The 14485-nt window shown below is 63.9% G+C and carries 11 protein-coding genes and 1 pseudogene; 9 read left to right on the top strand and 3 right to left on the bottom strand.

All coding sequences use genetic code 11. The features are described 5' to 3' along the window. Nucleotides 1–7: 7 nt before the first annotated feature. The 7 genes and pseudogenes from RX327_RS15460 (at nt 8) to RX327_RS15490 (ending at nt 7002) form a co-directional block, all read left to right on the top strand. Nucleotides 8–1222 carry an urea ABC transporter substrate-binding protein gene (locus RX327_RS15460; RefSeq protein ID WP_317250767.1) on the top strand — a complete coding sequence of 405 codons (1215 nt, stop codon included), beginning with the start codon at nt 8–10 and terminating at the stop codon, nt 1220–1222. Between the two features lie 93 nt (nt 1223–1315). Beyond that, nucleotides 1316–2183 (top strand): annotated as a pseudogene (locus tag RX327_RS15465) (ABC transporter permease subunit). A 13-nt stretch (nt 2184–2196) separates the two neighbouring features. Further along, nucleotides 2197–3270 carry a branched-chain amino acid ABC transporter permease gene (locus RX327_RS15470; protein WP_050386936.1) on the top strand — a complete coding sequence of 358 codons (1074 nt, stop codon included), beginning with the start codon at nt 2197–2199 and terminating at the stop codon, nt 3268–3270. A 3-nt stretch (nt 3271–3273) separates the two neighbouring features. Then, on the top strand, nt 3274–3993 hold the full coding sequence (locus RX327_RS15475; protein WP_317250768.1) for an ATP-binding cassette domain-containing protein: 720 nt from the start codon (nt 3274–3276) through the stop codon (nt 3991–3993). After that, nucleotides 3983–4693 (top strand): ABC transporter ATP-binding protein, encoded by a 711-nt coding sequence (locus tag RX327_RS15480; RefSeq protein WP_050386935.1) that lies wholly within the window; start codon nt 3983–3985, stop codon nt 4691–4693. Before RX327_RS15475 ends, RX327_RS15480 begins: the two co-directional genes overlap by 11 nt. A 57-nt stretch (nt 4694–4750) precedes the next feature. Further along, on the top strand, nt 4751–5512 hold the full coding sequence (locus RX327_RS15485; protein ID WP_317250769.1) for an SDR family NAD(P)-dependent oxidoreductase: 762 nt from the start codon (nt 4751–4753) through the stop codon (nt 5510–5512). Nucleotides 5513–5598: 86 nt separating this feature from the next. Next, nucleotides 5599–7002 (top strand): amidase, encoded by a 1404-nt coding sequence (locus RX327_RS15490; protein WP_317250770.1) that lies wholly within the window; start codon nt 5599–5601, stop codon nt 7000–7002. A gap of 6 nt (nt 7003–7008) precedes the next feature. Here the strand turns inward: RX327_RS15490 and RX327_RS15495 are convergent, their stop codons facing one another. Both RX327_RS15495 and RX327_RS15500 read right to left on the bottom strand, forming a co-directional pair. After that, complete coding sequence (locus RX327_RS15495; protein WP_317250771.1) at nt 7009–8598, bottom strand: ABC transporter substrate-binding protein; 1590 nt, start codon at nt 8596–8598, stop codon at nt 7009–7011. Nucleotides 8599–8620: 22 nt separating this feature from the next. Beyond that, nucleotides 8621–9823, bottom strand: a complete 1203-nt coding sequence (locus tag RX327_RS15500; protein ID WP_317250772.1) for a serine hydrolase — start codon at nt 9821–9823, stop codon at nt 8621–8623. 234 nt (nt 9824–10057) lie between these two features. Between RX327_RS15500 and RX327_RS15505 the strand changes: the two genes are divergently transcribed. Further along, the gene (locus RX327_RS15505) at nt 10058–10732 is read left to right on the top strand and encodes a helix-turn-helix transcriptional regulator (protein WP_050386931.1); all 675 of its coding nucleotides are present in this window, start codon (nt 10058–10060) and stop codon (nt 10730–10732) included. A gap of 703 nt (nt 10733–11435) precedes the next feature. On the opposite strand, the gene RX327_RS15510 is transcribed toward RX327_RS15505, so the two are convergent. Continuing rightward, nucleotides 11436–12362: a D-alanyl-D-alanine carboxypeptidase family protein gene (locus RX327_RS15510; protein WP_244482542.1), complete on the bottom strand. Its 927-nt coding sequence runs from the start codon at nt 12360–12362 to the stop codon at nt 11436–11438. A 503-nt stretch (nt 12363–12865) separates the two neighbouring features. Between RX327_RS15510 and RX327_RS15515 the strand changes: the two genes are divergently transcribed. Continuing rightward, nucleotides 12866–14443 carry a gamma-glutamyltransferase family protein gene (locus RX327_RS15515; protein ID WP_050386929.1) on the top strand — a complete coding sequence of 526 codons (1578 nt, stop codon included), beginning with the start codon at nt 12866–12868 and terminating at the stop codon, nt 14441–14443. Nucleotides 14444–14485 lie beyond the last annotated feature (42 nt).

The raw sequence follows: 14485 nt of genomic DNA on the forward strand, positions 1-14485 counted from the left end.
AGTCGGAATGGCTTTGCTTGGTGCAATGCTCGGGACGGCGGCAATAGGTGCCGCCCAGGCGGCGGAGCCGCCGCTGAAGGTCGGCTTGCTGGAGGACGTCTCCGGCGACCTCGCCTTCATGGGCATGCCGAAGCTGCACGGCTCGCAGCTGGCGGTCGAGGAGATCAACAAGAGCGGCGGCATTCTCGGCCGGCAGATCGAGTTGATTCACCTTGATCCCCAGGGTGACAATGCCCGCTATCAGGAGTTCGGCCGCCGGCTGCTCAATCGCGACAAGGTCGACGTGCTGATCGGCGGCATCACCTCTGCATCGCGCGAGGCATTGCGCCCGATCGTCGATCGCACCACCACGCCGTACTTCTATACGAACCAGTATGAAGGTGGTGTCTGCGACGCCAGCATGATCAGCATGGGCGCGGTGCCGGAGCAGCAGTTCTCGACCCTGATCCCGTGGATGGTCCAGAAATTCGGCAAGAAGGTCTATGTCATCGCAGCCGACTACAATTTCGGCCAGATCTCGGCGGAGTGGGTCCGCAAGATCGTCAAGGAGAACGGCGGCAAGATGGCCGGCGAGGAGTTCATCCCGCTCGGCGTGTCGCAATTCTCGCAGAGCATCCAGAACATCCAGAAGGCCAAACCGGACTTGCTGCTGACGATCAATGTCGGCGCGGCGCAGGACTCGTTCTTCGAGCAGGCGGCCGCGGCCAACCTCAACCTGCCGATGGGCTCTTCGATCAAGATCATGCTCGGCTTCGAGCACAAGCGGTTCAAGCCACCGGCGCTCAACAACATGCATGCGACCGCGAACTGGTTCGAGGAGATCGATACCCCCGAAGCCAACAACTTCAAGAAGCGCTGGCACGCAAAATTCCCCGATGAGCTTTACATCAACGACATGGGCTACAACGCCTACAACGCGCTCTACATGTACAAGGCGCTGGTCGAGAAGGCCAAGTCGACCAAGCGCGAGGAGATCCGCAAGGTGATCGCGCTGGGCGACGTCTGCATGGACGCGCCGGAGGGCAAGGTCTGCATCGACCCGAAGAGCCAGCACATGTCGCACCGCATGCGCCTGATCTCGGTCGGGCCCAAGCATGAGGTGACGGTGGAGAAGGACTACGGCACGATCCAGCCTTACTGGCTTGGCGAGATCGGGTGCGACCTCACCAAGAAGAACGACAAGGACCAGTACACGCCGAGTCATCTTCCCAGCAAATCGTGATGCGCACGGGCACGAATCTTGCTCGTGTTTGCATCGCGGCTTTGAGGCGAGCCGGCGCCGCAATGATGCGGCGCCGCGATCAGGGAGACCGGAATGTCGGCTGAACTCTTCTCGGTATTTTATCAGTTCGCCGATGTCTTCGCGTTCCTGATCCTGTCGGCGGCGGGCCTGGCCATCGTGTTCGGCATGATGGGCGTGATCAATCTTGCCCATGGCGAGTTCATCATGTGCGGCGCCTACGTCACCGTGGGGCTCGTGAATCTCGGCGTGCCGCTTCCGATCGCGCAGATCCTGGCCGCGCTGACCGCGGGGATCATCGGCATGATCGTCGAGTACCTCGTCGTGCGGCGCTTCTACAAGCGACCGCTCGAACTCGCTGCTCGCGACCTGGGGCCTCAGCCTGATCGTGACGCAGTCGATGCTGCTGATCGTCGGGTCCGCGGTGCGGGGTATCGGCACGCCGGAAGGAAGCTTCGCGATCGGGGGCTACACGTTCTCGACCTACCGGCTGGTGCTGTTTGCCTGTGCGGTAGCGGTCCTTGCGGGCCTCTACATCATCTTCATGAAGACGCGCTTTGGCGTGATCGCGCGCGCCACGATGCAGAACGCGGCGATGGCCAAGGCGCTCGGCGCGCGCACCGGGCGGATCTATTCCATCAGCTTCGGCATCGGCACCGCGCTTGCGGGGCTCTGCGGCGCGCTCTATGCGCCGACCATGACGCTGGTGCCGACCATGGGCGCGACCTTCATCATGGAGGCCTTCGTCACCGTCGTGATCGGCGGCGCCGATGTCCTGCTTGGAACTGCGCCGGCCGCGGTGTTCCTGGCGATGATCCGAATGGCATTGAATGCCAGCTACGGGCAGATCATCGGCCAGATCGGCATGCTGTTTGCTGTCATCCTGATCATACGTGTGCTGCCCGAGGGACTATCCAGCGTGCTGGTTCGTCGTGGGCGCTAGACGGGAATTTCTGATGTTGAAGCTGCTCGAGGGCCCGCAGACGCTCGGACGCGGGAAGATCTTCTGGTCCTGTTTCCTCGCCGTGTTGGCGGGCGCGCTGATCTATCCGCTGTTCGCCGATTCCTATGATGTCGGCAATTTCGCCTACTTCCTGATCTGGATATTCATGGCGCTCGGTCTCTGCCTGATGTGGGGATACGGCGGCATGCTGTCGTTCGGCCAGACCTTCTTCTTCGGCATCGCCGGCTACGGCTATGGCGTGCTCGCCATCAATATGGGAGGGGGAACGACCACGATCGCCGCGCTGGCTCTCTCCGTGGTCATCGCGATGATCGCGGCCGGGATCCTCGGCTACTTCATGATCTGGGGCGGCATCAGCGGGATTTTCTTCGGCATCGTAACGCTGTCGGCAACGCTGGTGCTTGCCTTCTTCCTCGGGCAGACCGCGGGACCCGAATGGCATATCGGTCCGGCCCGGCTGAACGGCTTCAACGGCATGAAGGGGATGGACCCGCTCACGGTCGGCAACTTCGACATCGAGGGCTCGGCGCTCTATTACGTCATGATCGCACTGATCGTCATCGTCTACATCGCGCTGCGTATGCTGGTGAACTCGAGCATCGGCAACGTGATCGTGGCGACGCGGGAAAATCCGCAGCGCGCCGAGATGCTCGGCTATGACGTCCGCAAGTATCAGCTTTTGACCTTCGTGATCGGCAGCGGCCTCGCAGGGTTGAGCGGCGCGTTGTACACGTCGTGGGGGCAGTTCATCACGCCATCCAGTATCGGCCTGCCGGCGGCGGCGATGCCGATCGTGTGGGTTGCGTTCTCCGGACGCAACGATCTGACTGCGACCTTGGTCGGATCGTTCCTGCTGCTGTTCGGCTTTCAGACCATCACGGTCTACAGCCAGCAGGCGGCGCTGGTGCTGATGGGCGTGCTGCTGCTCGCCACCGTGATGCTGGCGCCGCAGGGCTTCGTGCTCGGCATCGGCAAGCTGGTCGTCGATTGGTGGACCAAGCGTCGGCGCCGCAACGAAGCCCCCGCGCTGGCCGATACCGCCCGCCTGCAATCGGATGAGACCTGAATTATGGCGCTGGTCGATGTGAAAGGTGTCTCCAAGCGTTTCGGTGGATTGACCGCCGTCTCCGACGTCGACCTGACGGTCAATGCCGGCGAGGTGCACTGCCTGATCGGGCCCAACGGGGCCGGGAAGAGCACGTTGTTCAAATTGATCGTCGGGCTCTATCCGCCGACCACGGGCAGCATCTTCTTCGACTCGATCGATATCACCGCCGAGCGGCCCTACGCGCGGGTGCAACGCGGCATGAGCATCAAGATGCAGGCGCCGAGCGTGTTCAAGGAGCTGCCGGTGCGGCAGAACATCCAGATCGCGCTGCAGGAACGCATTTTGGGCGCGGAATGCCGTGCTGAAGAGGAGCGGCTGCTCGCGTTGCTCAATCTGGCTGACGATAGCGGCAAGCTCGCCGGCGCGCTGTCGCACGGCCAGCAGCAATGGCTGGAGATCGGGATGGCGCTGGCGCTGCAGCCGCAGCTGCTGCTGCTGGACGAACCGACTGCCGGCATGGGGCCGGAAGAGACTTTCAAGACCGGCGAGCTGATCAAGTCGTTCAATGCCGAGGGCATGACCGTCCTGGTCGTCGAGCACGACATGGCGTTCGTGCGTCAGGTCGCCCAGCGCGTTACCGTTCTGCATCTTGGCAAGATCTTCGCGCGCGGCAGCTTGGAGGCGATTTTGGAAGACGAGAAGGTCGCGGAAATCTATCTGGGTAAGACCCATGCCCACTGATCGCATTCTGGAGGTGTCGGGGCTTTGGGCGGGTTACGGCGCGACGCCGATCCTGCAGGGCGTCAGCATGTCGGTCTCGCGCGGCGAGATTGTCGGCGTGATCGGCCGCAACGGCGTCGGCAAGTCGACCCTGATGCGGTGCCTGATCGGACTGCTGCAGACCTGGCGCGGCACCATCAGCTTCATGGATCAGGATGTCACGCAGCTCGAGGCCGATGCGCGAGCGCGCGCCGGCTTCGGTTACATCCCGCAGGGCCGCGACGTCTTTCCGCAAATGAGCGTCGAGGAGAATTTGCAGGTCGGCGAGTTGATCGGCGGGCCCGAAGGCAAGAAGCTGCCCGAGTTGGTCTACGAGTATTTTCCGCGCCTGAAGGAGCGCCGGCGCCAGATCGCGGGCACCATGTCCGGCGGCGAACAGCAGCAGCTTGCGATCGGCCGCGCGCTGATCGGCAATCCGGCGCTGATGATCCTCGACGAGCCGTCCGAGGGCATCCAGCCGTCGATCGTGCAGCATATTTGCGAGGCGCTGAAATCGTTCCGGGCGGAGCTCGGGACCACGATCGTGTTCGTCGAGCAGAACCTCGACACCATCCTGGAGATCGCGCAGCGCTGCTACATCATGGAGAAGGGCAAGATCACGCGATCGCTGGCCGGTGAGGAGGTCAACGCGGACAACGTTCGCGCACAGCTGTTACTGTGATCGACCGCGCGATGCGGTGAAGATCAGTGCGTTGCATAATTGATGGAGGGAATGGACATGGATCTCGGACTCAGGGGAGCAAAGGTTCTCGTTACCGGCAGCACCAAGGGCATCGGCAGGGCGATCGCCGACACGTTCGCCGCCGAGGGCGCCAATGTCGGCATCTGTGCGCGCAACCAGGGCGACGTCGACGCTGCGGTGACAGCGCTCAAGGCCAAGGGCGTTGCGGCGTTCGGTAGTGCCGTCGACGTCTCGAACGGGCCGGCCCTGAAGGCCTGGGTCGCCGACATGGCGTCCAAGCTCGGCGGCATCGATGTCGTAGTCGCCAATGTCAGCGCACTGTCGATCGGGCAGGACGAGGAGAGCTGGGAGAAGGAATTCTCCACCGACATGATGGGGACGGTGCGCCTCGTCAACGCGGCGATGCCATATCTGGAGAAGAGCGGCGCCGCCGCGATCGTCACCATCTCGAGCGTGTCGGGACGCGAGGTCGACTTTGCCAGCGGTCCCTACGGCACCTTCAAGGCCGCCATCATCCATTACACGCAGGGTCTCGCCAATCAGCTCGCACACAAGGGCATCCGCGCCAATACGGTTTCGCCGGGCAACACCTATTTCGAAGGCGGTGTCTGGAACACCATCAAGGACAACAATCCCGAACTCTACAAGACGGCGCTTGCGCTCAATCCCACCGGCCGGATGGGGACGCCGCAGGAGATGGCGAACGCTGCCGTGTTCCTGGCCAGCAAGGCGGCGAGCTTCATCACGGGGACCAACCTCGTGGTGGACGGCGCGTTGACGCGCGGCGTCCAGTTCTAGGCGGGGCGCGCCGTCAGCAACGTCGCGAGATCGCCGCCCGCGGCGGCGGTCCGGACAGGCATATTCCGACAACAGCAGGGCGTCAGATGTCAGCGGATTCATTGCACTACAAATCCATCACCGAGATCTCGGAGCTCATTCGCCGCAAGGAGGTGAAGCCCTCGGAGATCACCGAGGCCATGCTGGGCCGGATTGCGAAGCTGGACGGACAGTTTCACGGCTATGCGCTGGTCCTTGCGGAGCGAGCGATGGCCCAGGCCAAGCAGTACGATGCGGAGATCGCCAAGGGCGTCTGGCGGGGCCCGCTGCATGGAGTTCCGATCGGGCTGAAGGACCTCTGCTACACCTCGTTTGCACCGACCGCGGGCGGCACCACGATCCACGCCAAATTCGTACCGTCCTTCAATGCCACGATCGTGGATCGGCTCGAAGTCGCCGGCGCGGTGACGCTCGGCAAGCTGAAGATGACGGAGGGAGCCTATACCAGCCACCATCCGGCCGTTCAGGCCCCGCTCAACCCGTGGAATGTGAACTACTGGGTTGGCTCCTCGTCGACCGGATCGGGCGTCGCGACCTCGGCGGGGCTCTGCTACGGCTCGATCGGCAGCGACACCGGCGGCTCGATCCGCTTTCCGTCGGCGACCTGCGGGTTGACCGGGATCAAGCCGACCTGGGGGCGGGTTAGCCGGCACGGCGTCTTCCCGCTGGCGGACTCGCTCGATCACGTCGGGCCGATGTGTCGGAGCGCTGCGGATGCCGCGGCGATGCTCGGCGTCATCGCGGGCGCTGATATCAACGACCCGACCGCCTTGCGGGCTCCGGTGCCGAACTATCTGGCTGGAGCGGGCGACGGCATCAGGGGCCTCAGGATCGGTGTTGACCGCAGGTACACCCAGGAGGGCATCGATCGGCAGGTCGTCGCCGCGCTGGTGCAAGCCGAGCGCACGCTCGCCGATCTCGGCGCCGACATCCGCGAGGTGCATTTCCCGCCCTACCAGAAGTTGGTCAGCCAGTGGATTGCGATGTGCTCGGTCGAGACGGCTGAGGCGCATCTGGACACCTACCCGTCACGGAAGTCGGAATACGGACCCGACCTCGCGCAGCTGATCGAGCAGGGCAGGGCGACGAGCGGCGTCGATATTGCGGCCATCCATCATGAACGGCTGAAGTTCAGCGGCAGCCTCGCCGCGATGTTCGAAGATATCGACCTGCTTCTGATCCCGACGATGCCGGTGCCGATCCCGACGCTCACCAAGATGAGCGAATACGGCGCCGACCCCAACGTCCTCCTGAGCATTCTGCGCTTCACGGCGGTGTTCGATTTCTCGGGCAGCCCGACCATCACGCTGCCGATGGGCATGGCCTCGGACCAGATGCCGCTCAGCATGCAATTGGTCGGCCCGCATCTTTCCGAGGACGTGCTGGTCCGCGCCGGCGCCGCGTTCCAGTCGGTGACGGACTGGCATACGCGGCGGCCGCCGATCGAATAGGCACCGCTAGCCTGTCTTGTCGACATTCCAGAACAGCGGCACCGGTGCGCGGACGATGTCCTTCAGCGCCTTGCGCGTCGCGGCCGGTTGATTGTACTGCCCGGTCGGAACGTGGGTGACCACCTCGTAGGCGCGTGCCTGGATCTTGTCGGCTAGCGCCTTCTGGTCCGACGGCGCCGCGGTGCGGGCAAAGCTGTCGCGCAGCCGCTCGAGCTCGGTGTCCTCGACCCAGCCGAAGAAGCCGCCGTTCTTGCCCTTGCCGTTGACGCAGGCGTTGCCGATCGGATTGACGAGGTCGGCGCTGGCCCAGGTCGAATGGTAGAGCGACCAGCCGCCCTCGGCCGGCATCGACTGCTTGGCGCGCCGCGCCACCACCGAACCCCAATCCATCGCGAGCAGGTTGACGTTCATGCCGATCGAACGCAGCGCCTCCGCGGTGACCGTGCCGAGCGCGGTGATGATCGGGGCGTCGGTCGCGTGCAGGATCGTGATCGGCTCGCCCTTGTAGCCGCCCTGCTTGAGCAGCTCCCTGGCTTTCGCGGTGTCCGCCTTGGTCGACCATCCGACCGCGCTTTCGAACGGCGTTCCGGCGACGAAGATCGCCGGCGTGATCTTGTAGTAATCGGGATTGCCGATCTGGGTGTCGAGCCAGTCCTTCTGGTTCACCGCGTGCAGCACGGCCTGGCGGATCTCCGGCCGGTCGAACGGCGGCACCAGCCAATTCATCCGGCACATGCCGGAGAAGCCCAACGTGTTGTAATCGGTCAGCTCGACATTGGAGGCGCGCGCGAGCATCGGATGGTGGTCGTGCGGCGGCACCTCGAAATAGTCGATCTCGTCGTTCATCAGCGCGTTGGTCGCGATCTGGAAATCCGGCACGCTGATCCATTCGTAGCGGCCGATCCTGACCACCTTGCCGCCGCCGGTGCCGTCGGACGGCTCGTCGCGGGAAACGTAGTCCGGGTTCTTCTCATAAGCGGCCTTGACGCCGGGCTGGAATTCCGCCGTCACGAAGCGGAATGGTCCGGAGCCGAGGTGATCTGATATGGCCTGGTCGGCGGGCGTCGCGGCGATCCGCGCCGGCACGATGAAGGGCACGTTGGCGGTCGGCTTGCCGAGCGCCGCCAGCACGAAGCCGCACGGCTCCTTCAGCACCATGCGGAAGGTGCGCTCGTCGATCGCCTTCAGCTCGGCGACGAATTCGAACAGTTTCTGGCCCATCGTGTCGCGCCTCGCCCAGCGCTGCAGCGAGGGGATCACGTCGGCCGATGTCACCGCGCTGCCGTCATGGAATTTGAGGCCGGGCCGCAGGCGGAAGGTGTAGGTCAGGCCGTCGGAGGAGACCTCCCAGGCCTCGACCATCTGCGGCTTGATCTCGAATTTCGAATTGGTCGAGAACAGCGTGTCGTAGATCATGTAGCCGTGGTTGCGCGCGGTCCACGCCGTCGTCATGATCGGGTCTGTGGCGCGCAGCGGCGCGTGCATGACGGCCGTGATCGTCTTTGTGCTGGCGCGTGCGACGCGCGGCATCGCGATGCCGAGGCTTGCTCCCGCGCCGATCTGCAACAGACGGCGGCGGTTGATCGATGGTCCCATGATGTCCCCCTGTCGCAACCGGTCAGGCCTTGCCGGCAAGCCTGGCCGCGATCGCGCGATAGCCGCGCATCCACATGTGATCGAGATCCAGATCCATCGGCAGCGGCTGCGAGGAGACGCGCGCGATCACGGTCTCGTTGGTCGGATCGATGTAGATCCACTGGCCATGGATGCCGACCGCGGCAAACGGCGTTTCGCGTCGATCGAGCGTGTACCACTTGTTGCGGTAATTGCCGTTTGGAAACACTTTCGTCAGGTCGCCGCGCGACCAGGCCTCGGCATTGCCGTTCTGCCTGATGTCGTCGATCCACCAGCCGGGGACGACCTGTCGTCCGTTGCTGATGCCGTGATTGCGCATGGTCTCGCCGAAGCGGGCGAGATCGCGCAGTGTCGCGCAGATGCCGCCGGCGACGCGGCCTGCGCCGCGTGAATTGACGGTGATGTAGGCGTCGTGCTCGGCGCCCATCGGCTGCCACAGATAGTGCGAGAGGATCTTTGCGTAGGACAGGCCGCAGGCGCGCTCATAGACCCAGCCGAGCACATCGGTGTTGGTCGAAACGTAGTGGAAGGTCTCTCCATGCGGTGCGCCGTTCGGCCGCAGCGTGCGCAGATAGTCGCGCAGATTGCTCGGCGGAATCGCCGGATCGGGCAGCTCCCAGCCGGTTGAGCGCCGGTAGTTCATGACGTCGCCGTCGCGCGCCATATAATCCTCGTCGAAGCGGATGCCGACGCTCATGTCGAGCAGATGCCGCACCGTGCAGCTGCCGCCATAGACCGATCCTTCCATCTCTGGGATGTAGCGCGTCACCGGCGCGTCGGGCTCGAGCTTGCCGTGATCGGCAAGGATGCCGCCGAGCGTTCCGGCGACCGACTTGCTGACGGAGAAGATCAGGTGCGGGGTATCGGGCGTGAGGCCATGGGCATACCATTCGAACGCGACTTGTCCCCGATGCGACACCACGATGCCGTCGGTGTGGCTGGCGCGCAGCGCCTCGCCGACGCCGACTGTCTCGCTGCGCGGGTTGGCGAAACTGACGTCGTCGAGATAGCGCGGCGCAAAGGACAGCGGCGCCGGCGCTGCGGCGCGCGCGATGTTTGCGGTGGGCAGCAATTCGCGGACATTGCGGAATGCCCACTCGTTGAAGGGATGTTGGCGCCAGTTGGCGAGCGTGACCTGTTCGTCGGCCGCCGACGGGAAGGCGGCCATGATGCGACGCGAATTCATTTTTGATCCAGCAATGACATCGGATGATGTGCGAAAGTTCCGCATGGCTCGCGTCGCTCGCAATCAACCGGATGGTGGAGGGGGCCGTTGGGTTACTTCGGCGTAACCGTTTCCCCGGATGTGCGCTTCGTGCGTTTGGCCCGCAATTTGCTTGACTATGGCTTGCGCGTGCCCCAGCGTGACGGCTACGCGACGCGCAGACGTTCGCCATCGGGAAACATCGGGAGGTAGGTCATGATCGCGCTTCTGGGCCGACCGGATCCGGCAACCACGCAGGCCGTTCAGTTCGCGCGCGGCATTCTCGAGGGGTCGGCGACCGCGTTCTACGAGGTCGACGGCAATTTGACCCTCAACCGCTTCGTGCTCTCTAGCAACGTGCCGCCGAGTTTCCACGACCAGTATCTTGCCGGCATGAACCGACTCGATCCGTTGCATCCGCGCTCCGCGAGCAACCGGCCGATTGCGCGGCTGAGCACAGCGCTCGACCAATGCGCGACCCGGGAGGCGGCGACCTACCGCGCCTTCGCCGGCCAATGCGGCGTCGCCGACATGATCGAGTTCTACTTCCGCCGCAACGACCGCATCGTCGCCGGGATGAGCGTGCTGTGGGCGCCGGGCTGGGCGATCCCCGACGGCAGCATGCACATTGCGGAGAAGATCCACGACTATCTCGAGTTCAACCTCACCAGCCGCCTGTCGTCGAATGCCGACGAGCCGGCGCGCTTTGGCCTGACCTCGCGCGAGATGGAGGTCGTCGAGCTGTTGTGTTGCGGCCGAACCAACCGCGAGATCGGCGAGTGCCTGAATATCGGGCTCGCGACGGTGAAGACGCATCTGATCCATATCTTCGAAAAGCTCGGCGTCGAGACCCGCTCCGCCGTCGTGGCGATGATGTCGCGGCCGCATTGAGGCGCGGGCTGTCGATTAGAGTCCGCGGCTCTTCCAGCACGTCGTCCCTGCGAAAGCAGGGACCCATACGCCGCGGCGGATGTTGTGAACGGGACTCGTCGTTCGGGCATCGCTCAATAATGACTGCCTGTAGTCATGGATCCCTGCTTTCGCAGGGACGACGGTGAGGAAGGTTCTGGCGCGAGACGGCGCACCGCTATTGCGTACCCTTCTTCGGTGTCATCACCCGCGCATAGGGGTGATCGAACTTCGATTCGGATAAAGCGAAATATCTTTCGCGCGAAGGATTGGACAGGATTTGCTGAGTTGCCCATCGGGTTAATTTTGTCGCATCCGGAATTGGGCGGGACCGTCGCTCCGTGGGCCGAAGCGGCGATCCCTGATCGCGCGAGGTGCATGGTCGGGTGTGGGCAAATGTCGGCCAATCCGCACGACTAGGGACATCATAAATCGACAAGCGCACGCGGCAATTGCCATTCTGGACTAGCCCCGAGTAACAGATTCAGCGGCAAGCAGGCTCCACAGCGCAGAAGTAGTAGCGCGGCGCAGCAATCGCGGTTCCTGGTAGATGAGAGTCCGAAGAGAGGCATAACGTCATGGGTGGAGACTGGCCGCTACGGCCTCCGAAGCCGCGGTCCAGCCCCGGCTCACCCCCTGAGCTGGGGCGCGCCGGAGCGCACGAAGCGCAGGAGGGGCAGGCCGATCAGAGGCGCGAGCTGAGTCTCGTCGTCGTGGCCCTCGACGCTGCCTTTGACTTTGCGCGCGTCGTTACGCCATGCCTGGAAGATGCTGCAATTCGGGTATGTCGCTTGCCGGCCAGCTTTGTGTGCCTTGATACCGTGCGATGAGCAGCATATTCCCGACCATCGACCGGTGCGAGATGCGCTGGGTCTCCATTCAAGTAGGGACGTCCAACTCCGAACTGCTTTTCGTGCTCGTCGATCCATTTCCATAATCGCTTGGTCTCGGTTGCACGCTCCTCCTTGCTCCCGCCATTCATGCTGACGACGTCTGCAGCGAGCCCGTGACCATAGCCACCACGCGAGCTGCCGCCGTGATAAGACTTGTCATTTGCGGCCTTCAGCCCGCTTGCAATCGATTGGCGGTAGTCATCGCGGAATCCGCTCGTGATCCCGGGTGCCAGTCCGGCCTGCTCCGCTGCATGGAGCATATAGAACAGCTTTTGCTTGAAGGCTCGATCCATCCCCCCGATCACGTAATCCATCAGAGGCATCCCGGCTTTATCCGCGGCTTTGGGGTCCTTCCATCCGAAGTCATTTTCGACCCGCTTCGGGATGCTGCGCGTGACGGTGATCAGTTTGCGCTTCCGTTTGATGATCACGTCCTTTTTTTCGTACACGACGATCCAGTCGGTCTTCGGCGCTCGCGTGTAGAGCGCGCCAAGGAACCGGTCGATGCATGCCTCTGCAACAAAGCATTCATCCAGGACCAGAACTGTATCAATATTGTCCGGGGCGACCTTGAGCGGGTCGAGAATGTTGGCCGTGGATACCTGCTCAGCTTGCTTCTCGCTGGGCGTCGTCGGCAGAGCGTCGGGCGACGCTCGGTCCGCATCTGGCAATACACTCCCGTTGGCATCGGATTGAGCCGACGGTTCGGATGCCGTCACCTGTCGGCTCGACTCCTCATTGGGCGACGCCGCACGCACGTCGTGAACGACGGCGCAGCATGACAGTGAGACCAGCGACGAGGCAATGCGTAACCAACCAGCCCCGCAACCGAACCGACTTCGCCTGGCGCCATGAAACTCTTTGAGAGATGACATCGGCATTGGCAATCGACATGAGCTAAATTGATCATGGCAGCGTGCCATCGCGCTCCGGGCTTGGCAACCAGTTACCCACCACAGAATTGCCGCCGAGCACGCAACTATTCAGATAGGCCGAAAGAATTCCTCACGTGCAGGTTTGACAGGTTTTGCCGGGTTGCCGCCGGATCAATCCGCCGCGTCCGAGAAGCGTCTGGCGGGACAACCCTCGTCCGTGTTCACCGATCCACCGTTAGGTGGATTGCTGCCTGCCTGGTGGCCAAACGAGAGTCCTCCGCGAGGACCGGTGTCGTTTTCGACAATGTTGGCGAGCGGCGGCCGCTCACAGCATTGAAGGAAACGACATGCGCGATTTCATGGCCATCGGCCGTTCGGTGGCGGTTGCGGAGCGTGGCATGGCCGCGACCTCGCACCCGCAGGCGACGCTGGCCGCGGTCGAGATGCTGAAGGCCGGCGGCAATGCCGTCGATGCCGCGGTGGCGGCGGTCGCGGTGCAGGGCGTGGTCGAGCCGCAGATGACCGGGATCGGCGGCGACTGCTTCGCGCTGTATTCGCCTGACGCCGGCGAGCCGATCGCGCTGAACGGCTCGGGCCGCGCGCCGGCCGCAACCGATGCCGAAAAATTTGCCGCAAGCGGCGCGCGCGACATTCCACCGACTGCGCCCGAGGCCGTCACCGTGCCGGGCGCGGTCGATGCGTGGTGCCGGCTGATCGCCAATCACGGCAGCAGGTCGCTGGAGGAGATCTTCCGGCCGGCGATCGCGGCTGCCGAGCGGGGCTTTTGCGTGACGCCGCGCGTCGCGGAGGACTGGCGCCGCTTCCGGGCCCGGATCGAGATCGACGGCAATGCGGCGGCGCAGTTCCTGCCTGGTGGCAAGGCGCCTGAGGTCGGCGACATCCGTACGCAACCCGCGCTCGGCCGCACCCTTCGTCGGATCGCGCAGCGCGGGCGCGACGCTTTCTACGCGGGCGAGGCCGCCGACGAGATGGTGGCCATCTTGCGCGCCCTGGGCGGCGCCCACAGCAGCGACGATTTCGCCGCCCAGACCTCCGACTATGTGCGCCCGATCTCGGCGCTCTACCACGACCACGACGTGATCGAGTGTCCGCCGAACGGGCAGGGCCTGGCCGCGCTGATGATCCTGCGGACGCTTGCCGGCTTCGATGTCGGCAAGCTCGGAGAGGCCGATCGCATCCATCTGCTGGCCGAAGCCACCAAAGCGGCCTACCGCGCGCGCGATGCCTTCTTTTGCGATCCCGCCACCAGCAAGGTCGATCCGGCCGCATTCCTTGCCGAGGACTATATAGGGAGAATCCGCGACAAGATCGACATAAGCCGCGCGTCCGCGCCCGTGACCTGGGACGATATCGAGCATCGCGACACCGTCTATGTCACGGTGGTCGATCGCGATCTCAACGCCGTCTCGCTGATCAACTCGCTGTTCTATCCGTTCGGCAGCGGCATCTTCGCGCCGAAATCGGGCATCCTGCTGCACAACCGCGGCTGGAGCTTTCGCGCCAAACCGGGGCATCCCAATTCGCTCGGGCCGCGCAAGCGGCCGATGCATACGATCATTCCGGGCCTGCTGCGCAAGGACGGCAAGACCGTGATGTCGTTCGGCGTGATGGGCGGGCACTACCAGGCCGCGGGCCACGCCAATCTGCTGTCGAACATCCTCGACATGAAGATGGACATCCAGGCCGCGGCCGAGGCGCCGCGCTCCTTTGCCTTCGACGGCGCGCTGTCGCTGGAGACGACGATATCATCTGAAGTCCGTGACGACCTTCGCGCCCGCGGCCACGATGCGCGGTTTTCGGAAGAGCCGATAGGCGGCTGCCAGGCGATCCGCATCGACCATGCGAGGGGCGTTCTGTTCGGGGCCTCCGACCACCGCAGGGACGGCCTCGCGCTGGGCTTCTGAAGTGATAAGGGATTGCGTCGAAGAGCGACCGCGAGGGCGGTG

Origin of the sequence: Bradyrhizobium sp. BEA-2-5 (assembly GCF_032918025.1) — a bacterium.
GTDB classification, from domain to species: Bacteria; Pseudomonadota; Alphaproteobacteria; order Rhizobiales; family Xanthobacteraceae; genus Bradyrhizobium; species Bradyrhizobium pachyrhizi.